Raw genomic sequence first — 25,348 nt, 5'->3', positions numbered from 1 at the left:
CGGCACAGGCCATGAAACATCGCAAAAAATCTGCAACCGCATGCCCTGACGCCGACGGTGCGACCGCATCGCCGCGGCGCTCTTCGCGGCGTGCTGCCCAGGCACGCCCGACCAAAACCGCACAGCCCACGCTTGCCAGCCCTGATGTGGCAAAGCCAGGCCTTGAGCTGCCCAAAGAAAATACCCATGCTGACGGCCAGCGCCTCAACAAGGCCATCGCCGCGTCGGGCCTGTGCGCGCGGCGCAAGGCCGATGAGCTGATTTTTGCCGGACGGGTGGCCGTGGACGGCATGACCGAGACCAATCCCGGGCGCCGCGTGGGGCCCGGCGAAATCATCAGCGTTGACGGCAAGCCGCTAAGCAGAAAGCAGGAATTGGCGTATCGGCTCCTGAACAAGCCCGTGGGCATTGTCTGCACCCTGAGCGACCCGCAAGGGCGCCCTACTGTCATGGATATTTTACCCGAATCCGCCCGCGGCCTGGGCCTCTTCCCCGTGGGGCGGCTCGATTTTTTCTCCGAGGGGCTTTTGCTGCTCACCAACGACGGCGAACTCGCCAACCGCCTCACCCATCCCCGGCACCATGTGGACAAGACCTATGAAGTGCTGGTGCGCGGGCCTGTGCCCGAGCAGGCCCTTGAGACCATGCGCGCCGGCATGCGCCTTTCGGACGGCACTCCCCTCCTCCCGGTGGCTGCCAGCCGCGTGGAGGGCGGCGACGAGCGCGGAACGCTGCTGCGCCTCGTGCTCCGGCAGGGCGTCAACAGGCAGATCCGGCGCATGTGCGATGACCTTGGCCTGACCATCCTGCGCCTGAAGCGCGTGGCTCAGGGCATCCTGCGCCTGGGCGAACTCAAGCCGGGCGAGACGCGCGTATTGAAAGCGGAAGAAGTGCGGGCGCTCAGGAAGAGCGCGGCGTTGGACAAAAAGCCTTAAGAGGTGAAGGAAGTCCGCGAGGAGGCATCGCTCCCCTGCGCCCTTTAAGGCGCTATGACATCATCCTGAAGGGCGCGGACTTTTTCCTGCAGGGCAGAGGCATCCTGCGGTTGGCGCTTCCAGGACGAAATGGCCGACAGGAAGCGGCCGCCCAAGGATGTATCCGCGTTTTCACCCTCATTCCAGGCGTCTTCCAGTGCCTGGAGAAATTTTGCCGCTGTGTTCAGCGTGTCTTCATCAAGAACCGTGGTGGCGCCCAGGGCAGAGATGGTATTCAGTTTTTGCTGGAGTGGGCGGAGTTTCTTGAGAAGTTCAGGCGACGCCACTTCTCCGGGTTGGTAGTTGGCCTCGCGGAGATGGCGGTCGATTTCCTTTTCCAGCGATGCTTTCAGGGCCGCGTTTTCGGGCAGCAAGGTGCCCCGGCTGTCATTTGCCTCCCCTCCTCCCGCTACGGAGAAATTCGCGCCGCTATGCCACTGGTTGAACCAGCGCGTCAGTTGCGCCTCGTGTTGCGCACCTGAAGATGGCTCCGTTTCCACCTGCGCGAGGGAGTTTCGATACGCCGCCAAGGCTTCCTCCGAAATGGAGACGGTATCGCCCGAGCTCCCCGTGCTCCGCACCGAGGGCCGGCGCAGCCGTTGCGCCGGCTGCACCTCAAAGATCGAACCGATGGCGGTATAACTGCCGGAAATCTGCATGGCATCCCCCTTGCGGCAGGAAAAATCTTCCCCTGCCATGCCTATCCTGCAAGGGCTGTTCCTTTAAACGCAAAGCCGCCCCCGCATTTTCTGCAAGGGCGGCCTTGAAAGAAGCGGGCGTGGGCGGCTAGACGATGCCGTGTTCTCCCGGGCGCTCGTACTTTTCCTTCTCCTGCGCGCGGACATAAAAATCCGTGTCGCCCAGGGCCAGGAGTATGGCGGAAGAAACATAGATGGACGACGCCGTGCCCACCACCACGCCGATGAGCATGGTCAGGGCAAAATCGTGGATGACGCCGCCGCCGAGCAGGAAGAGCGAAAGCGTGGCCACAAAGGTGGTGCCGCTCGTGAGGATGGTGCGCGAAAGGGTTTGGTTGACGCTGCGGTTGATGAGCGAGGCTAGGTCAAGCTCGGGCCTGGCCCGGAGATTTTCGCGCAGCCGATCATACACGATGATGGTGTCGTTGAGGGAATAACCAACAATGGTCAGGATGGCGGCCATGACGTTGAGGTCGATCTCCACATCGAGGATGGAGAGCAGCCCGAGCGTGATGAACACGTCATGCAACAGGCCCACAACAGCGCCCAGGGCAAAGTTCAGCTTCAGCACGAAGCAGACCATCAGAGTGATGGCGAGCGCGATAAGCACCTGCCAGCCCATGCTGACGGGCGTGAAGCTGAAGAGATACATGCCGCCCCACAGCGCGGCGGCCATGATGGCGCCGGCCATCCAGCGTTGCTCGAAGCGGCCGGAGATGTAGACCGCAATGAGCAAAACCGCATAATAAAGGGCGCTCAGGGCCTTGTTGGTGAGGTCGTCGCCCACCTTGGGGCCCACCACCTCGAGGCGCTGGATCTCGGCCGGATTGTCCGGGAAAGCCTGGGCGAGGGCCTTGAGCACATTGGTGCGCAAAAGCGAGGCATCCCCGGTCTCGGAGCTGGAAAAACGCAACAGGTAGTCGCGGCCGCCCTCGCCGAAGCGCTGGGTGGAGATGCCGGGCAGCTCCGGGATATTGAGGCTTTTCTTGAGCGCCTCATCTTCCACGGGCTGCGCAAATTGCACCTGGACGATGACGCCGCCCGCGAAGTCGATGCCCAGCCTCAGCCCGTTGCCCCACAGCACGGACGCAAGCCCGGCCAGCAGGATGAGGATGGAGATGGCATAGGCCCAGTGCCTCTTTCCGATGAAGTCGATATGGGTGTCATGCTTGATGAATGCAAAGCCCATGGGGTTCTCCATGTGCGCCCGGGGCTTTCGGCCCCGGAGGTGATGCCCGATGCCGCCCTGGTCGGGCGGCTAGATGCTGATGCCCTTGGGGCCGCAATGCCTGGCCCATTCCTCGAAGATGGCCCGCGAAACGAAGATGGCCGTGAACATGGACGCGATGATGCCCAGCGAGAGCGTCACGGCAAAACCGCGAATGGGGCCGGTGCCAAACTGGTACAGCACCACCGTGGCGATGATGGTCGTCAGGTTGGAGTCGGTGATGGAGATGGCCGCGCGGTCAAAGCCGGCCTTCACCGCCGCAAGCGGTGTGAGCCCGTGGTGCAGTTCTTCGCGGATACGTTCGTAAATGAGCACATTGGCGTCCACGGCCATGCCGATGGTGAGGACGATACCGGCGATGCCGGGCAGCGTCAGCGTGGCGCCGAAAGCACCCATGCCCGCCATGACGATGAGCATGGTGAAGCAGAGCATGAGGTCGGCGATGATGCCGCTCACGCCATAATAGATCGCCATGAAGATGATGACGAGCGCCGCGCCCACGAGGGCCGCGCGCACGCCGCTGTCGATGGATTCCTGCCCGAGGGAGGGGCCGACGCTGCGCTCTTCCAGCACGGAGACCGGCGCGGGCAGCGAACCCGCGCGGAGCACGATGGCAAGGTCCTGCGCCTCGGCCGTGGTGAAATTGCCCGAAATGCTCGCCCTGCCCCCACCGATGCGCTCGCGGATGACGGGCGCGGAATAGACCTTGCCGTCAAGGACGATGGCCATGCGGCGCCCCACGTTCTCGCCGGTGACACGCTCGAAGATGCGGCCGCCGCGGGCATTGAAATTGAGGGTCACATAGGCCTGGTTCATCTGGTCAAAGGCCGGGCGCGCGTCCGCCACGTCCTCGCCGGTGAGCATGGCGTCTTTTTCAACGGCGATGCGGCCTTCCTTTTTCGCGTCGTCCTTCTGCCCCGGGCTGCTTTCCAGCAGGGGCAGCACCGCCACGCCCGAGGGGAGCACCGCCTTGCCCGGGTCCACATCGTCACGCACCAAATGGAATTCAAGATGGGCGGTCTGGCCGATGATCTGCACGGCGCGGCGCGGGTCGGAAATGCCCGGGAGCTGCACCTGGATGCGGTTGTCGGCCTGCTTGCGGATGTCGGGCTCGGCCACGCCGAACTGGTCGATACGGTTGCGGATGGTGCGCAGGGCCTGATCGAGAGCCATGTTTTCGAGCCGCGAGACCTCGTCGGAGGTGAAGTGCGCCACATAGCGCAACTGGCCGGCGTCGCCGCGCTGCGGCGCCTCCACGTCCAGTTGCGGGAAATGCCGGGCGAGCAGCTCCTGGAGCTTGGCCTCGTTTTCGGCCCTGGGCAGCACAAATTCCAGCGTGGTGCCCCCCACGACGCGCGGCCTCAGGACGACGATCTTCTCGTCCTGCGCGAGGCGCCGCACATCCTGCCCGGCGAGGGCCAGGGCATTGCTGACAGCTTTTGCCACATCCACGCCAAGGGTCAGGTGGATGCCGCCCTTCAAGTCAAGGCCGAGATTGATCCTGCTCGCGGGCAGAATGCGCTCCAGCGCCGTCCCGATGCCCGGGATGCTCGGCAGGGCATAGACCAGGCAGAGCAGGAATACCAGAACGGAAATGCCGAGTCGCCACCGCAGACCCATCGTTCACCTTCCAGAATACGGCCATGCGGCCGAAAATGACATGCGCCGCCCGGACGGCGCAGACCCCACGGGGCCGCGGCCATCCGGCCGGCATGGACAGGGACGGCCGAAGACGCCCTTTTATTTCTTTTCCGCAGGGGCGTCCGCAGGAGCCTTGGACGGGAGCAGGCCGCCCACCGCCGCGCGCGAGATGCGCAGCTTGGAGTCGCCGCTTTCGATCAGCACCTGCTCGTCGTCGATTTCAAGGATGCGGCCGATGATGCCGCTGGAGGTCACCACATGGTCGCCGCGCTTGAGCTCGGAGAGCATCTGCTTGTGCGCCTTGGCGCGCTTCTGCTGCGGCCGGATGAGCAGGAACCAGAAAATGACGAACATGAGGATGAGCGGCAGGAACTGCATGAGCATGTCCGTGCCTTCGGGAGCGGCGCCCCCGGCCTGGGGCGTGCCCATGGCGAAAGCGATGGATTCAAACAAAACGCACCTCCAGAGGTGTAGGATGGCGCCGGGAGGCCCCGGCATGGGCTCACAAGGTCATAAGAGCAGCCCCTGCTCATAGCCTGTACCGCAGGAATTTGCAAGCCACGGGCGCCCTTCCGCCCGCCGCCGTGTCATGGGGCGCCCCGGGCGGCTTAGGCGTCTTCCGTATCGCGCACCACTTCGAGGATATCCGGGAGCGCCCGGATGGACTCGATGAGCTGGTAGAGCTGCGTGGCGCTCTTCACCTCCACCGTGAAGCGCAGGCGCGCCCGGCCGTCCACCTGGGTGTCCATGTTGAGGCCCGTGATATTGATGCTGCTCTGGGCGATGACCTCGGCCACGCGGGCGAGCACGCCGGCCACGTTCTGCGAGATGATGAAGATGCCGGCCTCGTAGGGCTGTTCCGCCTCCGTGCCCTCCCAGTGGACGGAGATGAGCCGCTCCGGCTCCATGTTGGCAACATTGGCGCAGTCCGCCCGGTGCACGGTGATGCCCATGCCCCGGCTGATATAGCCGATGATGGGGTCGCCTGGCACCGGGTTGCAGCACTTGGCAAAGCGCATGAGCACGCCGTCCACGCCGGAAATGCCCACGCCCTCGGTCTTCTTGCGGGCGGCCTCCTTGCTCTCCTTGACGCTCGGGGGCTCGGGCGCGGCTGGCGCCACGGCCTCGGGGTGCAGCACCGCGTACAGGCGGTTGAGCACCTTGCGCGGGGTGATGTGGGCATAGCCCACGGCGGCCACGAGGTCGTCCACGCTCTCGAAATTCATGTCCTGGGCCACGATGGCGAGGTGCCCCTCCTTGTGGGCCTTGCTCACATTGAGGCTCACCTTGCGGCCTTCCTTTTCCAGCATGTCGCGGCCGAGAGTCACGGCGTGAGTGCGCTCCTCGGTGCGCAGGTAGCGCTGGATGCGGCTGCGCGCACGCGCTGTCTTGACGAGCTTGAGCCAGTCGCGGTTCGGGTTCCGCGCGGGGTCGGTGACGATCTCCACGATGTCGCCGTTCTTGAGCTCGGTGCCGAGCGGCATGAGGCGGCCGTTGATTTTGGCGCCCGCGCAGTGCTGGCCCACCTTGGTGTGGATGTGGAAAGCGAAATCGAGCGGCGTGGCGCCCTCCGGGAGCTCCTTGACATCGCCGGCCGGTGTGTAGACATAGACCTCGTCTTTGAAGAGGTCCATCTTCAAGGAATGCATGAACTCCCGCGAGTCCGCCTCTTCGCCCTGGCGCTCAAAAATCTCCCGCAGCCACGAGAACTGCTCGAGATCCTTGCTGTTGACGCGGCCTTTTTCCTTATACAGCCAGTGCGCGGCCACGCCGTGCTCGGCCTGTCGGTGCATGTCCTCGGTGCGGATCTGGATCTCGATGCGCTCGCCCTCGGGCCCGATGACCGTGGTGTGCAGGCTCTGGTAGCCGTTGGCCTTGGGCATGGAGATATAATCCTTGAAGCGCCCGTACACGGGCTTCCACTGCGAGTGGACGAGGCCGAGCACGGCGTAGCAGTCCTTGATGTCCTGCACGATGACGCGGAAGGCCATGATGTCGTGCATTTCGTCCAGCGTGAGCGACTGGGACTGCATCTTTTTATAGATGCTGTACTTGTGCTTGATGCGCCCGTAGACCTGCCCCTCGATGCCATTGGAGGCCAACAGGTCGCGCAGGAGCGCCACCACCTTGTCGATGATGTGCTTTTCCACCACCTGATGCGTTTCGAGCCAGTGGTCGATCTGGTTGTAGATGTCGGGCCGAAGATACTTGAAACTCAGGTCCTCGAGGCGGCGCTTCAGCACATTGAGGCCCAGGCGGTTGGCGAGCGGCGCGTAAATATCCATGGTTTCCTGGGCGATGCGTCGCTGCTTGTGGGCCTTCTGGAAATCAAGGGTCTGCATGTTGTGCAGCCGGTCGGCCAGCTTGACCATGAGCACGCGCATGTCATGGCTCATGGCGAGGATCATCTTACGGATGTTCTCGGCCTGGGCCTCCTCCTTGTTTTCAAAGGGGATCATGCTGATCTTGGTCACGCCGTCAACGATGTCGGCCACGTCCTCGCCGAAATTCTCGTCGATCTCCTCAATGGTCGCCTTGGTGTCCTCCACAGTGTCGTGCAAAAGGCCGGCCGCCACGGTGGATTCGTCAAAGCCCATTTCCGCCAGGGTGGAGGCCACGGCCAGCGGATGCGAAAGATAGGGCTCGCCCGAAAGCCGCGTCTGCCCGGCGTGCGCCGTGGCCGCATAGACATAGGCGTGCTGGATGAGCTCCAGATTGGCGTTCTTGTTGTTGTCGGAAACCTTGTCGAGAACTTCCTGGATGCGGATCATGGCGCCCCCGCGGGCCTGGAGGATGCGCAACAGGAAACGCGGCGGCCAGAAAGCCTGATGCCGCCGTGCGCTGCAGCGCATGTTTGCAGTTTCGTTTGACTATGTTCCGACAGCAAGCCCTTGTCAACGGCGGGGCTCGGGCCGCGCCCAGCCTCGTGGCTTCGGACAAAGGAAGGGGAAACAGACGGACTGAGAAGTTAAAGCATTACCTTAAATATGAGCGGACCAGTCGCCTCCCACCCCTGCCGAATCTTGTTTTTGTCACCGCGATTGACTAGGCTTGGGACGGCGGGGCGCGAGAGTTTCCGCCTTTTCCCTGCCTGTCCAACCCTCACCAAGGAGTAAGCATGTTCAAGCACATAGCCGCCCTGGCCCTCGTCCTCTGCATGGGCGCCCCGGCCTTTGCGGCGGAGAAAGCGGCCACTGATGAGGCAGCCCCGGCGGCCGGGGACAAAACCCCGCAGACTGCGGAAATGACGGCCGCGGCACCGGCCAATCCCGGCGAACTGAGCTGCAAATACTACACGATCACCATGCCTGATGACTGGAAGGCCGTCATGGCGCCCACGGAAAACCAGGGCATGATCAACGCCGTCTTCGCGCGCACGGCGGGGAGTGCTGTCGTCACCATGGTGGTGGCGCCGCGCGGCGTGGCGGACGGCAAGATGATCGCCGGCATGTTCGCCGAGCAGTTCAAGGCGGAAAAACCCCCGGTGGAAAAGAACGGGCAGTTCACCTTTTCCTTCACGGAACAGGGGATGCCCTGCCAGGCCTGGGTGACCACCGAGGGTGATGTGTTCATGGTCACGACGATCAAGGGCAACCGCAAGGAAGGGCAGGCCTTACTCAAGCAGCACGTCAAGAGCGAGGAGTACGCCAAGCTCCTGCCGCAGTAGACGAATTGCACGCCGGGCGCGGCCAGAGTGTGTCGCGCCCGGGGGCGGCGCTGGCCGTCAGGAGGCCTGGAATTCGGGCCGGAGCAGCGGGAAGAGGATGACCTCGCGGATGGAGGGCGAATCGGTGAGCAGCATCACCAGGCGGTCGATACCCACGCCCTGCCCGGCCGCCGGGGGCATGCCGTATTCGAGGGCGCGCAGGTAGTCTTCGTCCATGCTGTGCGCCTCGTCGTCGCCGGCCTCCCGCTCGCGTTTCTGCTCCTCAAAGCGCAGGCGCTGGTCAACGGGGTCGTTGAGCTCGGAAAAGGCGTTGGAGAGCTCGCGCCCGGTGATGAAAAGCTCGAAGCGGTCGGTGATCTCGGGCCGCGCGTCATTGCGGCGCGAGAGCGGCGAGATGGCCGTGGGATAGTGATAGATGAAGTGCGGCTGGATGAGCTTGTCTTCCACATCGAGGTCAAAGAGCTTGGCCTGGAGCTTTTCGAGACACTCGTTTTCGAGGATCTTTTCACCGCGTTCGCGGATATAGGCCTTCACCTTGTTGTAATCGTTGTAAAATTCCGGCTTGTGGCCGCCAATCTTGGTCAGTGAGTCATAAAAGCTCATGCGGTGCCAGTGCCCGGGGGTGAGGTCGATCTGCTCGCCCTGGTAGGTCACCACGGTGCCCCCGCAGACCTTGCGCGCGATGTGGGCGAAAAGCTGCTCGGTGAAGTCCATGAGGTCTTCAAAGGTGGCGTAGGCCCAGTAAAATTCACACATGGTGAATTCCGGGTTGTGGCGCGTGTCGATGCCCTCGTTGCGGAAGTTGCGGTTGAGCTCGAAGACCTTTTCAAAGCCGCCCACGAGCAGGCGCTTCAAATAGAGCTCGGGCGCGATGCGCAAAAAGAGCTCAAGGTCAAGGGCATTGTGGTGCGTCCTGAAGGGCTTGGCCGTGGCGCCGCCGGCGATGGGCTGCATGACCGGGGTCTCCACCTCCATGAAGCCGTGGTCTTCCATGAAGCGGCGGAACTCGCGCACGATGAGGCTGCGCTTGATGAAGATCTCGCGGCTGCGCGGCGTGACGATGAGGTCCACATAGCGCTGGCGGTAGCGGGTCTCCATGTCCTTCAGGCCGTGGTATTTTTCCGGCAGGGGCCGCATGGAGCGGGAAAGCAGGCGCAGGGAGCGGCAGGCGATGGTCAGCTCGCCGGTCTTCGTGCGGAAAAGATGCCCGGAAACGCCCACGATGTCGCCCACATCGAGCTTCTTGACGATCTTGTAGGTGTCTTCGTCCAGATCTTCGCGCGAGGCATAGCACTGGATATTGCCACTCTGGTCCATGAGGTGGAAGAAGGCCACCTTGCCGAAAGAACGCAGGGAAACGATGCGCCCGGCCACGGCGAAGACATCCTCGGTGGCTTCCAGCGCCTCGCCCTCGAGCTGGCCGTATTTCTCCAATACCCAGGCGATGGAGTGTTCCTTGCGGAAGTCGTTGGGGAAGAGCGGGGTGCCGCTGTCGAGCAGGTCACAGGCCTTGGTGACGCGGTTCTTGATGACTTCGTTGAGCTCGTTGCGCCCGGCGAAACTTTCGAGCATGGGCATGAAGTACGCCGCATGCGGCGACTTGGTGCCCAGCTTGACAGCCGGCTTTGCGCCCTTTTTCTTTTGTTCCCGATCGTCCACGCTCAAGCCCCCTTCCGTCTCCCCTCGCCTTCCGCCGCGCGGCCATGGCCGCAGATTCCTCTCGCGCGGAAAGTAGGCCAAGGTATGCCATTCGTACAGGAGCGTCAAGACGCGCACCCGGGAGCCATTGCCAAGAACCGAAAGAATGTTATATGGAAAGGGACTTGCGCCCCCCGGGCGCCCTGCGGTCACGCGCGCGCCAGGCTGGCGCGGCCAAATGGCAACGGAGGCAGTATTGAACCAGTTCAGCCGCAACCTGATGCTCTGGGCGGCGATCGTCCTGGCGATGGTGATGCTTTTCAATATGTTCCAGCAGCCCCAGTCCGGGGCGCAGAGGGTGCCCTTCACGGAGTTTCTGAACAAGGTCGACGACGGCCAGGTGCTCTCCGTGACCATGCAGGGCCAGACCCTCATCGGCAAGACCGCGGACAACAGGAGCATCCAGACCTACGCGCCGCAGGATGCGGGCCTCGTCAACCGCCTTATCGAGAAAAAGGTGGAGATCAAGGCCGAGCCGCCGGAAGAATCCCCGTGGTACATGACGCTTTTGGTCTCCTGGTTCCCCATGCTTCTGCTCATCGGCGTGTGGGTCTTCTTCATGCGCCAGATGCAGAGCGGCGGCGGCAAGGCCATGAGCTTCGGGCGCTCGCGGGCGCGGCTCCTTAATCAGGAGAACGCGCGCGTCACCTTCGCCGACGTGGCGGGCGTGGACGAAGCCAAGGAAGAGCTCTCCGAGGTGGTGGAATTCCTCTCCAATCCCAAAAAGTTCACCCGCTTGGGGGGCCGCATCCCCAAGGGGGTGCTCCTCGTGGGCCCTCCCGGCACGGGCAAAACGCTGCTCGCACGGGCCGTGGCCGGCGAGGCCGGGGTGCCCTTCTTTTCCATCTCCGGCTCGGACTTTGTGGAAATGTTCGTGGGCGTGGGCGCTTCGCGCGTGCGCGACCTTTTCGTGCAGGGCAAGAAGAACGCGCCCTGCCTGATTTTTATTGATGAAATCGACGCCGTGGGGCGGCAGCGCGGCGCGGGCCTCGGCGGCGGCCATGACGAGCGCGAGCAGACCCTGAACCAGCTCCTCGTGGAGATGGACGGCTTTGAGAGCAACGAGGGCGTCATCCTCATCGCCGCCACCAACCGGCCGGACGTGCTCGACCCGGCCCTGCTGCGCCCCGGCCGCTTCGACCGGCAGGTGGTGGTGCCCACGCCCGATTTGCGCGGGCGCCGGCGCATCCTCGAAGTGCACACCAAGCGCACCCCGCTCGACCCCGGCGTGGACCTTGACGTGCTCGCGCGGGGCACGCCGGGCTTTTCCGGGGCGGATCTCGAAAACCTCGTCAACGAGGCTGCCCTCCAGGCGGCAAAGCTCAACCAGAGCCGGCTCGACATGCGTGACTTCGAGTTCGCGAAAGACAAGGTGCTCATGGGCCGCGAGCGGCGCAGCCTCATCCTCTCTGACGAGGAAAAGCGCATCACCGCCTATCACGAGGGCGGCCACGCGCTGGCGGCGCGGCTTTTGCCCGGCTCGGACCCGGTGCACAAAGTCACCATCATCCCCCGCGGGCGCGCCCTCGGCGTGACCATGCAGCTCCCTGAAGAAGACCGCCACGGCTATTCGCGCACCTACCTGCGCAACAACCTCGTCGTCCTGCTCGGCGGCCGCGTGGCCGAGGAGCTCATCCTCGACGACATCACCACCGGCGCCTCCAACGACATCGAGCGCGTCACGCGCATGGCCCGCAAGATGGTCTGCGAATGGGGCATGAGCGAGGCCATCGGCACGCTCTCCATCGGCGAGACCGGCGAAGAGGTCTTCATCGGCCGCGAGTGGGTGCAGAACAAGAACTTCAGCGAAGATACGGCGCGCCTGGTGGATGCCGAGGTCAAGCGCATCGTGGAAGAAGCCCACGCGCGCTGCCGCAAGCTCCTCGAGGACAATGCTGATACCTTGCACCGCATCGCCCGCGCCCTTCTGGAGCGCGAGACCATCACCGGCGACGACCTCGACCTTTTGATGGAAGGCAAGCCCCTCCCCCCTTTGGAGGTCAGCGCCGCTTCCGCCCCGGCGGACGGCGCGACGGGCGCCACGGTGGTGGCCGAGACGACCGACTTCGTGCTCGAGTCGGACGACGCGGCCCCGGCGGACAGCGAGGCAAAGGGGTCGGAAAAGCCCGGGGAGCCGACGCCGGCCCCGGCCAAGGACGATGCAGCCCGGGCCGGCGGCGAAGGCCCTCAGGTCAAGGGCGAAGACCAGGGAAAGAGCGAAGCCCAAGGCAAAAGTGGAGAATGACACAGGTGCGCAAAAGCTGCGTGTTTCGGCCGCGCAGGGGCCGTTGATGGCGGAGTGCGAAGCGCCGGAGGCTCCAGCGCCCGGACTGGCGCCCCGCCCCTGGGTGGTTGCCGGCGGCCGGGAACTCAAGCCCGGGACGCCGTATGGCGTCATGGGCATCCTCAACCTCACGCCCGATTCCTTCTATGACGGCGGCCGCCACGATACAGGGCAGGCCGCAATGAGGCAGGCGCAGGCCCTGCGCGATGCCGGCGCCGACCTTCTGGACATCGGAGCGGAGTCGAGCCGGCCCGGCGCGCGGCCGCTGGCGGCGGGGGAGGAGCTGGAACGGCTCGTCCCAGTGCTTCGCGCCGTGCGGGAGCAGATACCGGGCATCCCCCTTTCCGTGGATACGGTGCATGCGGCCACGGCCGATGCCGCTCTCGGCATGGGCGCGCTCGTCATCAACGATGTCTCGGCCTGTCGGGTCGACCCAGAGCTCACCGACGTGCTCGTGGAGCGCAAGCCCGGATATGTGCTCATGCACAGCCAGGGGCGCCCGCCGGACATGCAGGCCGCGCCGCACTATGCGGACGTGTGCGCCGAAGTGCGCGAGTTTTTCGGCCGCGAGCTTGACCGCCTCGTTAGGGCCGGCCTTCCCGAAGACCGCATCGTGCTCGACCCGGGCATCGGCTTCGGCAAGACGCTGGCGCACAATCTGGCGCTTTTGGCGCACGCGGGCGAATTTCTGGAGTTCGGGCGGCCGCTTCTCGTGGGGCTTTCCATGAAGTCCCTGTTCGGGGAATTGCTGGGTCTGCCGCTGAGCGAACGCGGCGCGGCCACCCAAACGGCGTCGGCCCTCCTGTGGGAGCGCGGCGTCTACTGGCACCGGGTGCATGACGTGGCCGGCGTCACGGGCGCCTTGCGCCTGGCCGCTGCCCTGGCAGGGGCTTAAGACAAAGCCCGCGCGCAAGCGCCCCGGCGCACAAGGAAAACGCATGGTCTTCGAGCACTTCGTCTTTGACTGGCGCGACGCGCTGGACATCGCGCTGGTGAGCCTTTTGCTCTACCAGATCATCCAGCTTTTGCGCGGCTCGCGCGCCCTGGCCGTCCTCACCGGCTTGGGGCTGCTCGCCCTGCTCTACTTTCTCGCCCGGGCGCTCGGGCTTTATACGCTCTCCTGGCTGCTGCAATATATCTTCGGCTCCATCTTCATCCTCATCGTCGTCATCTTCCAGTCCGACATCCGGCAGGCCCTGGGTGAAATGGGCACTCACCGCTTTTTCCGACGACGGGAGCTCGCCGAGGGCGCCGTGGACGAGGTCGTCCAGGCCTGCGTGGAGATGGCGCGGCTGCGCGTGGGCGCGCTCATCGTCATTGAGCGCAGCATGCGCCTCGGGGACATGATCAAGCGCGAGGGCGTGCGGCTCGATGCCCTGCTCTCCCGGCAACTCCTCATGAACATCTTTTACCCCAAGGCGCCGCTCCATGACGGCGCGGCCGTCATCAGCAAGGGCAGGATCATGGCCGCGGGCTGCATCCTGCCGCTGGCCGTGGCCAAGGGGCAGAATTTCGGCACCAGGCACCGGGCGGCGCTCGGCATCACCCAGGAGAGCGACGCGGTGGCCATCGCCGTCTCCGAAGAACGCGGCGAGATCTCCGTCGCCATGAAGGGCGAGCTCGTGCGCTCGCTGGACGCCACACGCCTGCGGCAGGTACTTAATGAAATCCTTTAAGAAACAGGATGCCGGTGGGGACAAGGGGCGCCTCGGCCGCGCGCCGCATGCGCTCTCCATGCTGCTCGCCGTGCTGCTGGCCTCGGCCATGTGGTATGCAGTGAGCGTGCGCGACCGCCTCGAAGCTCAGGTGGAAGTCAATATCGATTATTACGGCATCCCGCCCAACCTCGTGGTCACCGACGGCCTCGTGAGCAAGATCATCGTGCGCCTGCGTGGCCCGGAGACCCTGCTGCGTTCCATCCCGCGCGAGCGTCTCAACGAGGCCGTCGACCTTTCGGACATCAAGAAGGGCGTCACCATCGTGCCCCTAGCCGGCGACGAGCTGGGGCCCGCCTTCCGCGCCTTTGAGGTGGTGGACATCCAGCCGCCGCGCATCGTGGTCAAGGCGGACACCGTGCTCGAGCGCAGCGTGCCTGTGCGCACCATCGTGGATTCGCCCCTGCGCGGGGGCGCGCTCACCGTGGAGAACGTGAGCGTCTCGCCGGCCACGGTCATCCTGCGCGGGCCGGAATCCGTGGTCAGCACCATTTCCAATGTGCCGGCGACCATCAAGCTCGACCCCAAGGCCGCGGGCACCACGGTACAGCAAAGCATCACCCTGGATACGCCGAGCCTTGTCACCGCGTCGCCGCCCTCGGTGCGCGTGCGCTACACCATCACGAGCGGGCGCACGGTGGTGTCGCGCCGCTGCCGCATCAGTGTGGAGACGGACGCCCAGCACCACTACACCGTGTCGCCCGACGAGATGACCGTGCTCGTGGAGGTGCCGGAAGCGCTCGCCAAGAGCGCGAGCTATCTCCAGCAGCTTGAGGTGAGCGTGCTGCCGCCCGCCATGGACATCGACGAGAGCAGGAAGGTCAAGCCGCGCTTCCGCCTGCCCGAGGGCATGACGCTCTTGAATCCCCCCACCGATGACGTTACGGTGACACGAACGAAAAAATAGCGCCTGGCGCGCGGAGGCGTGAGATGGCTCAACGGCTTTTTGGAACAGACGGCCTCCGGGGCAAGGTCAATACCCCGCCCATGACCGTGGACGTGGCCCTGCGCCTGGGCCTTGCCGCCGGCGTGCGCTTCAGGCGCGGGCCGCACAGGCACCGGGTGGTCATCGGCAAGGATACGCGCCTTTCGGGCTACATGTTCGAGTCCGCGCTGACGGCCGGGCTTTGCGCCTCGGGCATGCACGTCATCATGACCGGGCCGCTCCCCACGCCGGCCATTTCCTTCCTCACGCGCAACATGCGCGCGGACCTCGGGGTGGTCATTTCCGCCTCGCACAATCCTTTTTATGACAACGGCATCAAGTTTTTCGACGCGGACGGTTACAAGCTCCCCGACCAGACGGAGAACGAGATCGCGGCCATGGTGCTCGACCCGGATTTTGCCTGGCCCTATCCCGATGAGCGCAGCATCGGCCGCGCCACCAAGATCGAGGACGCCGGGGGCCGCTATATCGTCTACACCAAAAGCTGCTTCCCGCCGCATCTGACCCTCGCCGGCCTGCGTATCGTGGTGGATTGCGCCAACGGCGCGAGCTACAAGGTGGCGCCGCTGGCGCTGGAGGAACTGGGGGCCGAGGTCTTCCGCATCGGCACTTCGCCTGACGGCACCAACATCAATGACCACTGCGGCTCCCTCTATCCCGAAGTGGTGGCGGCCAAGGTGCGCGAGCTGCGCGCCGACGTAGGCCTGGCGCTGGACGGCGACGCCGACCGCCTCATCGTGGTGGACGAGCGCGGCACCATCCTCGACGGCGACCAGCTCATGGCGCTCTGCGCGCAGTCCATGATGGCGCGCGGGGAACTCCCCAACAACCTGCTCGTCGCCACGGTGATGAGCAACCTCGCGCTTGAGATCTTCATGCGCGAGCACGGCGGCAGCCTTTTGCGCGCCCCGGTGGGCGACCGCTATGTGGTCGAGGCCATGCGCCGCGAGGGCGCCATGCTGGGAGGCGAGCAATCCGGGCACCTCATCTTCCGCCATTACAGCACCACGGGCGACGGCCTTTTGGCCGCCCTCCAGATCCTGCGCATCATGCGCGAGAAGGAAAAGCCCCTTTCCGAGCTCGCCGGGCTGCTCACGCCCTTTCCGCAGTGCCTCGTCAATGTGCATGTGGAAAGGCGCCTGCCCTTTGAGGAAAGGCCGGCCATCGCCGAAGCCGTGGCCAAGGTGGAGGCGGAGCTCGCGGGCAGGGGGCGCGTGCTCCTGCGTTATTCGGGCACCGAAGCCCTGTGCCGGGTCATGGTGGAGGGGGAAAACGCCGACCGTGTGCGCCAGTACGCCCACGACCTCGCGGAGATCGTGCAGCGGGAATTGCGCTAACGGGGTGCCGGGCAGGAAGCCCCGCGGACGCGTATCCAGGACAGTTTTCTGACGACGGGCTGAGTTCTCGCCCTCGCGCACGGCTCATGCCCGGGAGTTCAGGCGCCCCCCGTCTCACTCCTCATTACGCGGGGGGAGCACCCTGCCGCCCTCTTCCAGGCGCTTGAGGAACTTGTCGCGGCACTCATAGCTGCAAAAATAGTGGACTTTCTCCCCGTCGCGCACCGAGATGGCGCTGTCCACCGCCACATAGGTGCCGCATTCCGGGTCGCGCACCATTTCGCCGGCAGCCACCTGGCGCTCCATTTCGGCCGCATCCTCGGCATCGCCGGCCTTCTTCTTTTTCAAAAAGTCATTGGCGAAAAGGCGGTAAAGGGCATAGACCGCAAGGGCCAGTATCAGCCATTTCCACATCGTCGTGCTCCTCGGGGAGATGTCCTTTTCTGTTCATGGGCGGCGTCCATGCCGGCTTAGCACACGCCGGCCGGCGCGTCATTGAAAAATTTTGTTGCCGCAAAGCCTGAAGTCAAGCCCCTGTAAGGCCGAGGCCAGGGGCACGCCGTCAAGAGAAAGGTTCGGCGCCACATTCAGCAGCGGCACCAGCACGAAGGCGCGCCGCAAAAGGCGCGGATGCGGCACGGTGCAGTCGGCAGCGGCGCACCGCTCCTCCCCGAACAGCAGAAGGTCGAGGTCGATGACGCGCGGGCCGAAGCGCCGCGCCGGGTCACGCACGCGGCCCATGGCCGTTTCGATGTCCAGCAAGGCAGCCACCAGGGCGCTCGGCCGCCAGGACGCGGCGAGCCCGAGCTTGAGCACCTGGTTAAGGAACCACGGCTGGTTGGCGTCCTCCTGCGGTTCGGTGCTGTAGACGGGTGACGCCGCCGCCACCTCCACCCCGGGGAGACCGGCCACGCGCTGTACGGCGCCGGCCAGCATCCGGGCGGCGTCCGCACAGTTGGAGCCAAGGCTTATATAGGCGGTCGTCTCGTCGTTTGTCATCCTCCTCAGTATAGCCGGCAAGCACCGCGGCGCCAAGTGCGCCCCTTGCCGGGAGGCGCCATCAGGGCTAGCATGCCGCATGGCTTCCGAACCGTCCCCCGGGCCTTGCGCCCCCCTTGCCGCCCTGCTGCCGCAATGGCTCGACCATCTCCTCGCGCAGCGGGGGCTCTCGCCGCGCACGGTGGAGGCCTATGGCCGGGATGTGGAAAACTTTTTTCTCTTTGCGGCCGAGTCCGGGGAGGACATGGCGGAGAACGGGGAGGAAATCGGAAATGCGCCCTTCCCGACGGGCCATGACCTCTTTCTCTACATGGCCTGGATGCGCGGCCGCGGCAACACCGGGCGGACGCTGGCGCGCCGACTTTCGGCATTGCGCGCCTTTTTCGGCTATGCCGTCGAGGAAGGCCTGATGGCGGACAACCCCGCAGCGCTGGTGGAAAACCCGCGCCTTCCCCAGTATTTGCCCGAGGTCTTGAGCCGGGAAGAGATGGAGCGCCTTCTGGCACTGCCGGACATGGATACCAAAAACGGCTGGCGCGAGCGCTGCATGCTGGAACTGCTCTACGCCGCTGGCCTGCGCGTTTCCGAGCTCTGCGACCTCACGGTGGGCGACCTCGACCTTCAGGCGGGGCTTGTGCGCGTTTTCGGCAAGGGCGCCAAGGAACGCCTTGTGCCCCTGCATGCCATGGCCGTGCGCCTTCTCGGCGAGTATCTGCGCCACTGGCGTCCCCTGTTCAGCCCGGCGGGGAAGCAGCTCTTTGTCAACCGCGCAGGCCGCGCCCTGAGCCGCCAGTTCGTCTGGAAGCGCATCAAGGCCCTCGCGCTCGACGCCGGCATCCACCGGCCCATTTCTCCGCACACCTTCCGCCATTCCTTCGCCACGCACCTTCTGGAAGGTGGGGCGGACCTGCGCGCCGTCCAGACCCTGCTCGGGCATGCGGACATCAGCGCCACCGAGATCTACACACATGTGCAGGCCGAGCGCCTGCGCGGCATCCACCGGCGCTTTCACCCGCGCAGCGCGCCTTAACCCGCAGAGACCGCTCCATGACCACATCCGGGCGCACCCTCATCACCTGTCACGCCAATGCCGATTTTGACGCCTTCGCCGCCATGCTCGCCGCGCGCAGGCTCTATGCGCCGTGTTCACTGCTCTTCCCGGGCACCCAGGAGCGCGGCCTGCAAAAGCTCGCCGCATCGTTGGACGCCGCGGCCTATGACTTCGTTGAGAGCGACGCCATCCGCTGGGAAGACTATGACCGCCTTGTCCTCGTGGATACGCGCCAGAAGAGCCGCGTGCCTCATGTGGCGCCGCTTCTGGAGCGGCCCGGCGTGCGCGTCGAGACCTGGGACCATCACCCCGATTCCGCCGACGACATCGCCGCGGATGTGGCCCACCTTTCGGGCGCGGGCGCGGTGACGACGAGCCTTGCCCTCGCCCTGCGCGAGCGCGGCGAGCGCCCCAGCCCCGAGGAGGCCACCCTGCTCGGGCTCGGTATCTACGGCGACACCGGCTCCTTTACCTATTCCTCCACCACGGAGGAGGATTTTCAGGCCGCCGCGTGGCTGCTCGGGCTGGGGATGGACGTGAACCAGATCAGCGAGATGGCGGCCCATGAGCTCACGAGCCTGCACATCCACGCGCTCAACAGCCTGCTCGAATCGGCGCGCACCTATCTTGTGAACAATGTGCCCGTGGTGCTCGCGGAAGTATCGCTCGAGCACTATCTCGGGGATTTCGCGCACCTCGCCCACCGGCTCATGGAGATGGAAAAATTCACCGTGCTCTTTGCCATCGGCCTCATGGGCGACCGCATCCAGGTGGTGGCCCGAAGCCGCAGCGACGCCGTGAACGTGGGCGAAATCTGCAAGGAGCTCGGTGGCGGCGGCCATGTGTACGCGGCCTCGGCGTCCGTGCGCTCCAAGATGATCACCGAAGTGCGCGAGACCATCCTGCGCCGTCTCTATGACCAGGCCAACCCCGAAAAAAATGCGGGCGAATACATGTCATCCCCGGCGGTGGGTATCGAGGCGGAGGCCAGCCTGCGCGATGCCGACGAGCTCATGCTTCATTTCGGGCTCAAGGCTGTGCCCGTCTTCCAGCCGGGCACCCGCGTCTGCGTGGGCCTGCTCGATGCGCAAACGGCCTCACGGGCGCGGGCCCACGGCCTCGGCGACGAACCCCTGAAGGAATACATGCAGCGCCGCGTCCGTATGCTGCCGCCGGAAGCCGGCATCAAGGAACTGACGGACATCATCGTGGGCGAGCGGCAGCGGCTCGTACCCATCGTCAAGGACGATGCGGTCATCGGCGTGGTGACGCGCACTGACCTCATCAATGTGTTCGCGAGCGAGGCCGGGCGTCTCCCCACCCCGCAGGAGGGAGGCAAGACGCGGAACGTGAGCAAGCTCATTGAGGACCGCCTGCCCGCGAAGACCCGCGAACTCCTGCATCTGGCGGGCGAAACCGGCAAGCGCCTCGGGCTTCCCGTCTATGCGGTGGGCGGCTTCGTGCGCGACCTTTTGCTCGATGTGCCCAACCAGGATATCGACCTCGTGGTGGAGGGCAACGGCATCGCCCTGGCGCGCGCCCTGGCGGAGGCCCTCCACGGGCGCGTGCGCGAGCATCAGAAGTTCCTCACCTCCGTGGTTATCTTCAAGGACGAGGAAGGCAAGGAACGACGCATCGACGTGGCCACCGCGCGCCTCGAATATTACGAATATCCGGCGGCGCTCCCCACCGTGGAGCTTTCCTCCATCAAGATGGATCTTTTCCGGCGCGATTTCAGCATCAATTCCCTGGCCGTCAGGCTCGACAGCGAGCCCTTTGGCCAGCTGGTGGATTTTTTCGGGGGGCGCCGCGACATCAAGGACCGCCTCATCCGCGTGCTCCACACCCTGAGCTTCGTGGAAGACCCCACACGCTGCCTGCGCGCCGTGCGCTTTGAGCAGCGCTACCAGTTCCGTATCGGGCCGGGCACGGAAAAGCTCATCCGCAATATCCTGCCCATGCACCTCCTCGACAAGCTCTCGCCGGCACGGCTCTTCAACGAGTTCCGCCATATTTGCGACGAGGAGGAGGCCGATGCCTGCCTGAACCGCCTCGACGAGCTCGGCATCCTCCAGGCCCTTTCACCGCATCTCGCCCTCAACCCCGGAAAGCGCGCCCTGTTGAGACGCCTCAAGGAAGTGCTCGCCTGGTACCGCCTGCTCTATTTTGAAGAAGCGGCCCAGCCGTGGCTGCTCTATTTTCTCGGCCTAAACTATCACTTGAACTATGCGGAAACATCCGCCAATTATGCGCGCCTGGGGCTTCCGCATGCCAAAAGGGGCGAGATCATGCGCCAGCGCGAGCTCATGCGCATGGCGCGCCCCAAGCTCCAGGCATGGCAGGCGGAAGCGGATGCCGGAACGGCCCGGGTGAGCGCGCTCTGCGAGCTTTTGCGGCCGCTGCCGCTGGAATTCATCCTCTATCTCATGGCCGTGGAGGAAGACCCCGGACTCGAAAAGACGCTCTCGCGCTATATCACCCAATGGCACAGGGAAAAGGCCGACATCACAGGCGAAGACCTCTGCCGCCTGGGCCTTGAGCCCGGGCCGGACTTCGGGCGCCTTTTGGCGGCGGCGCTGCGCGCCAAGCGGGACGGTGAGGCGCCCACAGCCAAGGCGCAGCTTGAGCTCGTGGCGGCGCTGGCGGCGCGGGGCAAGGAAGAAGAGGCGTAAAGCAGTGCCACGGGCGCGAGGCATCGGCTATCTCAAGGCTTGCCCCGTGCAGCCCGAGCGTGTATACTCCCCTGACCATGAAACAGCTTTGGGCACCCTGGCGTATCGACTACATCCTCGGCCCCAAGCCCGACGAATGCGTCTTTTGCCTGCCCGAGGGCACGGAGGAGGATGCCGAGCGGCTTGTGTTGCACCGCGGTGAGTCGGCCTTCGTCATCATGAACAAGTTCCCGTATAACAATGGGCATCTCATGGTCTGCCCGTATCGGCACGTCATGGCGCTGGAAGACCTCACGGCGGAAGAAACGGGCGAAATCATGGCGCTCATGCAGCGCTGCACCACTATCCTCAAGCAACACTTTAACTGTCAGGGCATCAATATCGGCCTCAACCAGGGCGAGGCCGCGGGCGCCGGCATCCGCGAGCATCTGCACTTCCATCTCGTGCCCCGCTGGAATGGTGATTCCTCGTTCATGGCCGTCATGGACGAGGTGCGCACCATGCCGCAGCACCTCAGCGAGACCTATGCCGCCCTGCTGCCCTATTTTCGCGCTTCCGGGCCGTCCTTGGGGAGTGGCTCCCCTAAGGGGCCGGCCGCCCAATAAAACGGACGGGGCCGCGAGCCGCGCGGGCACACGCCTCCGCGGAGCCGCGCTCTGGAAAAACCGGAGTCAGTTCCTGCCGCAAGGAGAAACGTATGCGCTACCTCAAGGCTCTTGTGCTCGCCATCCTCATCTTTCTCGCGCTGGTGTTCTTTTTCCAGAACCAGACCGCCCTGTCCCAGCAGCTTGAGCTGAGCCTGAACCTCTTCTTCATCCCGCCCATGACCTCCATACCGCTGCCCTTCTATTTCGTGGTCATCGCGGCCTTCCTGGTCGGGGCGCTCCTCTCGCTGGCGCTGCTCTTCTGGGATCGCTGCAACACATCGGCCAAGCTCGTGAAGTCCCGCTGGCATATCTCCTCGCTGGAGAAGGAAGTCGCCAAGCTGAAGAAGGACATCACGGGCGGCGAGAGCACCGGCGGCAAGTCCTCTTTCTTCCACCGCAAGGACAACGCCGCCCTTGCTCCGGCTGCCGACATGGCCTCCGCCAGCGCGCCCGCCAAGGAGAGCGGCGACACGGCAGACGCCTGAATCTACCGCACTGTGAGGGGCTGGCCCAAGCGGCCGGCCCCTTCCGGGCGCGGGATACTCACTGCCCGGAGCCCGGCTCCCCTTCCGCTGCCCGGCAGCGCTTGAGGCCATGCCTGAACTTCCGCAGAAACTGACGCCCATGCTTGAGCAGTATCTGGGCATCAAGGCTGAATACCCTGATGCCCTGCTCATGTACCGCATGGGCGATTTCTATGAGCTCTTCTTTGAAGACGCCGTCATCGCCTCGCGCGAACTCCAGATAGCCCTCACGAAGCGCGGCAAGGACAGCGGCAACGCTTACCCCCTGTGCGGCGTGCCCTGGCATGCCGCGCAAAGCTATATGGCGCAGCTCATCGACCGCGGCTACAGCGTCGCCATCTGCGACCAGGTGGAAGACCCCAGGGACGCCAAGGGCATCGTCAAGCGCGCCGTCACCTGCGTCCTCACGCCAGGGACGGTGCTCGATGACGCCAACCTGGGCACCGGCAACCACAACTATCTTGGCGCCATCTGCCAGAATGCGGCACTCGGTCGCAGTGCCTTTGCCTGGGCGGACGTGTCCACCGGCCAATGGTCGGGCGTGGAATTTCGCAAAGAAGCGGACCTCTGGCAATGGGTGCAAAAGCTCGCCCCGCGGGAACTCCTGGTGCCCGAGGGGCTGGAACTGCCCCCGCGCTGCCTTTTGGAAAATATCCGCCTCGTGCGGCTGCCGGCGCAGCATTTTGAGCAGAAACACGCGCTCGAGCGGCTTTTGGAGGCGCAGGGCGTTCGCGAGGCGGGCGCGCTAGGGCTGGATGGCAAGGAAACCCTCGTGCGCGCCTGCGGGGGCCTGCTCGCCTATTTGGAGCAGACGCAAAAGCGCAGCCCAAAGCACCTTTTACCCTTCAGGCCCCTCAACCTCGGCCGGCGCCTCCTCGTGGACGAGATCACCGAGCGCAACCTCGAGGTCTTCGTGCGGCTCAACGGTCACAAGGGCAAGGGCACCCTGCGCCATGCGCTCGACATGACCGTGACCCCCATGGGGGGGCGCTTTCTGGAAGACATGCTCCGCCATCCCTGGCGCGAGGCCGCGCCCATCCGGCGCATCCAGGAGGCCGTCGCCTTTCTGCACGATAACGACGAAGTGCGGGGCGCGCTCCGCGCGGCACTTGACAAGGTGTATGACCTCGAGCGGCTTTCCACGCGAATCAGCCTGAACCGCTGCTCGCCCAAGGATTTTATCGCCCTCCGGGAAAGCCTCGGCGCGCTCCCTGGCGTGCGGGCGTCGCTCATCCGGGCGCCCGAGGGGCAGTACCTCACGGAAAGCGAGGCCAGGGGCGAGACCCTGCCCGCACCGCTCTATGAACTGCTCAAGGTCTGGGACGACCTCGAGGACTTGGCCGCCCTGCTCCACTCTGCGCTGGTGGACGATCCGCCGGCTGTCATCACCGATGGCGGCCTTTTCCGTCAGGGTTTCCATGCCGGGCTGGACGCGTTGCTGGACCTGGTGGAAAACGGCGAGCAGAAGCTCCAGCGCCTGCTGGAGGAAGAACAGCAAAGGACGGGCCTTACCAAGCTCAAGCTCGGCTATAACCGGGTCTTCGGCTATTTTTACGAAATCACGCGCGCCGCGGGCACCGGTGCGCCACCGGCGCACTTCATCCGCCGGCAGACCCTCGTCAACGCCGAACGCTTCACCACCGAAGGGCTCAAGGCACTGGAGGAGGAACTGCTTTCAGCGTCGGACAAGCGCAAGAGCCTTGAATACCAGATGTTTCAGGATCTGCGCGCCCATGTGGCGGCGCAGCGCGCCCGCCTCGTGCACATGGCGGACTTGCTGGCGCATCTTGATTACTGGCAGTGCCTCGCCGAGGTGGGGCGCCGCAACGGCTGGCACCTGCCCACCCTCACCGAGGGCACGGAGCTCAGCATCAGACAGGGGCGCCACCCGGTGGTGGAGGCCATGGTGGGCAGCGCCAACTTCGTGCCCAATGACATCACCCTTGACAAGGGCCATCACCTCTGCCTGCTCACCGGGCCCAACATGGCCGGCAAGTCCACGGTGCTCAGGCAGGTGGCGCTCATCTGCCTGCTCGCCCAGATGGGCTCCATGGTGCCCGCCGAAGAGGCCGTCATCGGCCTTGTGGACCGCCTGTTCTCGCGCGTGGGGGCGTCCGACGATCTTGCCCGCGGCCAGAGCACCTTCATGGTGGAGATGATGGAGACGGCGCGCATCCTGCGCCAGGCCACGAGGCGGAGCCTCGTCATTCTCGACGAAATCGGGCGCGGCACCAGCACCTTTGACGGCATGGCGCTCGCCTGGGCCGTGGTGGAAGACCTCGCCGCCCGCGGCGGGGGCGAACTGCGCACGCTCTTCGCCACGCATTATCACGAACTCACGGCGCTGGAAGGCCGCATCCCGGGGGTCTTCACCATGAATATCGCCATCCGGGAACACAATAACGACATCCTCTTCCTGCACAAGCTGGTGCCGGGCCCCTCTGACCGCAGCTACGGCGTGGAGGTGGCGCGGCTTGCCGGTGTGCCTGTACCGGTGGTGCACCGCGCGCGCGACATCCTGGCGGCGCTGGAGCGCAGCCGCGAAAGCGGGCGCAAGAACCTGGTGGCGGCCTCCCTGCTCTTGCCCGGGCTTGATCAGGGGCAGGCGGCCCCCCCCGAGGTATCCGACGGCGCCCGCACTGGGAAAGCTGCGCCGCCCCTCCCCCATCCCCTGCTGCGGCAGCTGGAACAGCTGGAGCCCGAAGAACTCAGCCCCCTCGCCGCCCTCAAGCTGCTCATGGACTGGAAACAGCGCTGGGGTACGGGTGAGCCCCACGCCCCCGCCGGGGACGGCGCATGAGCGGCGAGTGGTCAGTCATCGGGGCCATCGCCGAGCAGCGCATCCAGGAGGCGCAGGAGCGCGGAGAATTTGACGACCTGCCCGGCGCCGGACGCCCCCTGAAACTCGACGACATGAGCACTGTGCCGCCGGAACTGCGCATGGCATATACCATTTTGCGCAACGCCAACTGCCTGCCGCCGGAGCTTGCGGAGCGTAAGGAGATCCAGAAGCTCGCCGACCTTCTCGAAGGCTGCACGGACGAGCGCGAGCGCGTGCGCCAGATGGAGAAGCTGCGCTTCTTCATCCTGCGAACCCGCATGCGCCATGGTCGTCCGCTCTTGCTGGAAGAGCACGACACCTATTATGACCGGCTCCTCGCGCGGCTTGGAAGCTGCGGAAAGGACATGCCGCCGGAATAGGCAGATGACCAGGTATCTGCGTCTGCACAGAATTTTTCGATATGCGCACTGAAAAGCCCCGGAAAG

21 protein-coding genes are annotated in these 25,348 nt (G+C 65.0%); 13 read left to right on the top strand and 8 right to left on the bottom strand.

Features of this window, described 5'->3' with window-relative positions:
* Nucleotides 1-146 precede the first annotated feature (146 nt).
* A complete protein-coding gene (locus tag HDR50_RS08040; protein WP_291357601.1) occupies nucleotides 147-935 on the top strand; it encodes a pseudouridine synthase in 789 nt (262 codons plus the stop codon).
* Between the two features lie 44 nt (nucleotides 936-979).
* Here the strand turns inward: HDR50_RS08040 and HDR50_RS08035 are convergent, their stop codons facing one another.
* The 5 genes from HDR50_RS08035 to HDR50_RS08015 form a co-directional block, all read right to left on the bottom strand.
* The gene (locus HDR50_RS08035) at nucleotides 980-1,672 is read right to left on the bottom strand and encodes a hypothetical protein (RefSeq protein ID WP_291357599.1); all 693 of its coding nucleotides are present in this window, start codon (nucleotides 1,670-1,672) and stop codon (nucleotides 980-982) included.
* Between the two features lie 88 nt (nucleotides 1,673-1,760).
* Nucleotides 1,761-2,861, bottom strand: coding sequence for a protein translocase subunit SecF (gene secF, locus HDR50_RS08030; protein ID WP_291357597.1), 1,101 nt, complete (start codon nucleotides 2,859-2,861; stop codon nucleotides 1,761-1,763).
* 69 nt (nucleotides 2,862-2,930) lie between these two features.
* Nucleotides 2,931-4,520 carry a protein translocase subunit SecD gene (secD, locus tag HDR50_RS08025; protein WP_291357595.1) on the bottom strand — a complete coding sequence of 530 codons (1,590 nt, stop codon included), beginning with the start codon at nucleotides 4,518-4,520 and terminating at the stop codon, nucleotides 2,931-2,933.
* A gap of 120 nt (nucleotides 4,521-4,640) precedes the next feature.
* Nucleotides 4,641-4,994: a preprotein translocase subunit YajC gene (gene yajC, locus HDR50_RS08020; protein ID WP_165077158.1), complete on the bottom strand. Its 354-nt coding sequence runs from the start codon at nucleotides 4,992-4,994 to the stop codon at nucleotides 4,641-4,643.
* 155 nt (nucleotides 4,995-5,149) lie between these two features.
* On the bottom strand, nucleotides 5,150-7,312 hold the full coding sequence (locus HDR50_RS08015) for a bifunctional (p)ppGpp synthetase/guanosine-3',5'-bis(diphosphate) 3'-pyrophosphohydrolase (protein ID WP_291357630.1): 2,163 nt from the start codon (nucleotides 7,310-7,312) through the stop codon (nucleotides 5,150-5,152).
* A gap of 347 nt (nucleotides 7,313-7,659) precedes the next feature.
* On the opposite strand from HDR50_RS08015, the gene HDR50_RS08010 reads away from it, so the two are divergent.
* Nucleotides 7,660-8,208 carry a hypothetical protein gene (locus tag HDR50_RS08010; RefSeq protein WP_291357593.1) on the top strand — a complete coding sequence of 183 codons (549 nt, stop codon included), beginning with the start codon at nucleotides 7,660-7,662 and terminating at the stop codon, nucleotides 8,206-8,208.
* 57 nt (nucleotides 8,209-8,265) lie between these two features.
* Here the strand turns inward: HDR50_RS08010 and lysS are convergent, their stop codons facing one another.
* Nucleotides 8,266-9,780: a lysine--tRNA ligase gene (lysS, locus tag HDR50_RS08005; RefSeq protein ID WP_291357629.1), complete on the bottom strand. Its 1,515-nt coding sequence runs from the start codon at nucleotides 9,778-9,780 to the stop codon at nucleotides 8,266-8,268.
* A 322-nt stretch (nucleotides 9,781-10,102) separates the two neighbouring features.
* Here lysS and ftsH point away from each other — a divergent pair, with 322 nt between their 5' ends.
* The 5 genes from ftsH to glmM are packed head-to-tail and all read left to right on the top strand — an operon-like array spanning nucleotide 10,103 to nucleotide 16,188.
* Nucleotides 10,103-12,151 carry an ATP-dependent zinc metalloprotease FtsH gene (gene ftsH, locus HDR50_RS08000; RefSeq protein ID WP_291357628.1) on the top strand — a complete coding sequence of 683 codons (2,049 nt, stop codon included), beginning with the start codon at nucleotides 10,103-10,105 and terminating at the stop codon, nucleotides 12,149-12,151.
* A gap of 46 nt (nucleotides 12,152-12,197) precedes the next feature.
* Nucleotides 12,198-13,085: a dihydropteroate synthase gene (folP, locus tag HDR50_RS07995; RefSeq protein ID WP_291357592.1), complete on the top strand. Its 888-nt coding sequence runs from the start codon at nucleotides 12,198-12,200 to the stop codon at nucleotides 13,083-13,085.
* Nucleotides 13,086-13,128: 43 nt separating this feature from the next.
* Nucleotides 13,129-13,866 carry a diadenylate cyclase CdaA gene (gene cdaA / locus HDR50_RS07990; RefSeq protein WP_291357591.1) on the top strand — a complete coding sequence of 246 codons (738 nt, stop codon included), beginning with the start codon at nucleotides 13,129-13,131 and terminating at the stop codon, nucleotides 13,864-13,866.
* Nucleotides 13,853-14,812, top strand: coding sequence for a CdaR family protein (locus HDR50_RS07985; protein WP_291357589.1), 960 nt, complete (start codon nucleotides 13,853-13,855; stop codon nucleotides 14,810-14,812). Before cdaA ends, HDR50_RS07985 begins: the two co-directional genes overlap by 14 nt.
* 23 nt (nucleotides 14,813-14,835) lie before the next feature.
* The gene (gene glmM, locus HDR50_RS07980; RefSeq protein ID WP_291357587.1) at nucleotides 14,836-16,188 is read left to right on the top strand and encodes a phosphoglucosamine mutase; all 1,353 of its coding nucleotides are present in this window, start codon (nucleotides 14,836-14,838) and stop codon (nucleotides 16,186-16,188) included.
* Nucleotides 16,189-16,302: 114 nt separating this feature from the next.
* Here the strand turns inward: glmM and HDR50_RS07975 are convergent, their stop codons facing one another.
* Both HDR50_RS07975 and folK read right to left on the bottom strand, forming a co-directional pair.
* A complete protein-coding gene (locus HDR50_RS07975) occupies nucleotides 16,303-16,602 on the bottom strand; it encodes a transcriptional regulator (RefSeq protein WP_291357585.1) in 300 nt (99 codons plus the stop codon).
* A 78-nt stretch (nucleotides 16,603-16,680) separates the two neighbouring features.
* Nucleotides 16,681-17,187, bottom strand: coding sequence for a 2-amino-4-hydroxy-6-hydroxymethyldihydropteridine diphosphokinase (gene folK / locus HDR50_RS07970; RefSeq protein ID WP_291357583.1), 507 nt, complete (start codon nucleotides 17,185-17,187; stop codon nucleotides 16,681-16,683).
* A gap of 79 nt (nucleotides 17,188-17,266) precedes the next feature.
* Here folK and xerD point away from each other — a divergent pair, with 79 nt between their 5' ends.
* From xerD to HDR50_RS07940, 6 genes are all read left to right on the top strand, one after another.
* The gene (gene xerD / locus HDR50_RS07965) at nucleotides 17,267-18,217 is read left to right on the top strand and encodes a site-specific tyrosine recombinase XerD (RefSeq protein WP_291357580.1); all 951 of its coding nucleotides are present in this window, start codon (nucleotides 17,267-17,269) and stop codon (nucleotides 18,215-18,217) included.
* Nucleotides 18,218-18,234: 17 nt separating this feature from the next.
* Nucleotides 18,235-20,910, top strand: a complete 2,676-nt coding sequence (locus HDR50_RS07960; RefSeq protein ID WP_291357578.1) for a DHHA1 domain-containing protein — start codon at nucleotides 18,235-18,237, stop codon at nucleotides 20,908-20,910.
* Nucleotides 20,911-20,987: 77 nt separating this feature from the next.
* The gene (locus tag HDR50_RS07955; protein WP_291357627.1) at nucleotides 20,988-21,515 is read left to right on the top strand and encodes an HIT domain-containing protein; all 528 of its coding nucleotides are present in this window, start codon (nucleotides 20,988-20,990) and stop codon (nucleotides 21,513-21,515) included.
* Between the two features lie 92 nt (nucleotides 21,516-21,607).
* Nucleotides 21,608-22,042 carry a LapA family protein gene (locus HDR50_RS07950; protein ID WP_291357576.1) on the top strand — a complete coding sequence of 145 codons (435 nt, stop codon included), beginning with the start codon at nucleotides 21,608-21,610 and terminating at the stop codon, nucleotides 22,040-22,042.
* A 109-nt stretch (nucleotides 22,043-22,151) separates the two neighbouring features.
* The gene (mutS, locus tag HDR50_RS07945) at nucleotides 22,152-24,881 is read left to right on the top strand and encodes a DNA mismatch repair protein MutS (RefSeq protein ID WP_291357574.1); all 2,730 of its coding nucleotides are present in this window, start codon (nucleotides 22,152-22,154) and stop codon (nucleotides 24,879-24,881) included.
* The gene (locus HDR50_RS07940; protein WP_291357572.1) at nucleotides 24,878-25,282 is read left to right on the top strand and encodes a DnaJ family domain-containing protein; all 405 of its coding nucleotides are present in this window, start codon (nucleotides 24,878-24,880) and stop codon (nucleotides 25,280-25,282) included. The genes mutS and HDR50_RS07940 overlap by 4 nt, the downstream gene beginning before the upstream one ends.
* The last annotated feature ends 66 nt before the right edge of the window (nucleotides 25,283-25,348 follow it).

It is taken from the genome of Desulfovibrio sp. (assembly GCF_014803725.1).
Taxonomy (GTDB): domain Bacteria; phylum Desulfobacterota; class Desulfovibrionia; order Desulfovibrionales; family Desulfovibrionaceae; genus Desulfovibrio.
The sequence above is the reverse complement of the archived record's forward strand: the minus strand, read 5'-3'. Positions and strand labels throughout refer to the sequence as shown.

Coding starts and splice junctions, on each gene's coding strand:
- HDR50_RS08035 (WP_291357599.1), bottom strand. CDS start 1,672: ATGGCAGGGGAAGATTTTTCCTGCCGCAAGGGGGATGCCATGCAGATT.
- secF (WP_291357597.1), bottom strand. CDS start 2,861: ATGGGCTTTGCATTCATCAAGCATGACACCCATATCGACTTCATCGGA.
- secD (WP_291357595.1), bottom strand. CDS start 4,520: ATGGGTCTGCGGTGGCGACTCGGCATTTCCGTTCTGGTATTCCTGCTC.
- HDR50_RS08015 (WP_291357630.1), bottom strand. CDS start 7,312: ATGATCCGCATCCAGGAAGTTCTCGACAAGGTTTCCGACAACAACAAG.
- HDR50_RS08010 (WP_291357593.1), top strand. CDS start 7,660: ATGTTCAAGCACATAGCCGCCCTGGCCCTCGTCCTCTGCATGGGCGCC.
- lysS (WP_291357629.1), bottom strand. CDS start 9,780: ATGCTCGAAAGTTTCGCCGGGCGCAACGAGCTCAACGAAGTCATCAAG.
- folP (WP_291357592.1), top strand. CDS start 12,198: ATGGCGGAGTGCGAAGCGCCGGAGGCTCCAGCGCCCGGACTGGCGCCC.
- cdaA (WP_291357591.1), top strand. CDS start 13,129: ATGGTCTTCGAGCACTTCGTCTTTGACTGGCGCGACGCGCTGGACATC.
- HDR50_RS07985 (WP_291357589.1), top strand. CDS start 13,853: ATGAAATCCTTTAAGAAACAGGATGCCGGTGGGGACAAGGGGCGCCTC.
- glmM (WP_291357587.1), top strand. CDS start 14,836: ATGGCTCAACGGCTTTTTGGAACAGACGGCCTCCGGGGCAAGGTCAAT.
- HDR50_RS07975 (WP_291357585.1), bottom strand. CDS start 16,602: ATGTGGAAATGGCTGATACTGGCCCTTGCGGTCTATGCCCTTTACCGC.
- folK (WP_291357583.1), bottom strand. CDS start 17,187: ATGACAAACGACGAGACGACCGCCTATATAAGCCTTGGCTCCAACTGT.
- xerD (WP_291357580.1), top strand. CDS start 17,267: ATGGCTTCCGAACCGTCCCCCGGGCCTTGCGCCCCCCTTGCCGCCCTG.
- HDR50_RS07960 (WP_291357578.1), top strand. CDS start 18,235: ATGACCACATCCGGGCGCACCCTCATCACCTGTCACGCCAATGCCGAT.
- HDR50_RS07955 (WP_291357627.1), top strand. CDS start 20,988: ATGAAACAGCTTTGGGCACCCTGGCGTATCGACTACATCCTCGGCCCC.
- HDR50_RS07950 (WP_291357576.1), top strand. CDS start 21,608: ATGCGCTACCTCAAGGCTCTTGTGCTCGCCATCCTCATCTTTCTCGCG.
- mutS (WP_291357574.1), top strand. CDS start 22,152: ATGCCTGAACTTCCGCAGAAACTGACGCCCATGCTTGAGCAGTATCTG.
- HDR50_RS07940 (WP_291357572.1), top strand. CDS start 24,878: ATGAGCGGCGAGTGGTCAGTCATCGGGGCCATCGCCGAGCAGCGCATC.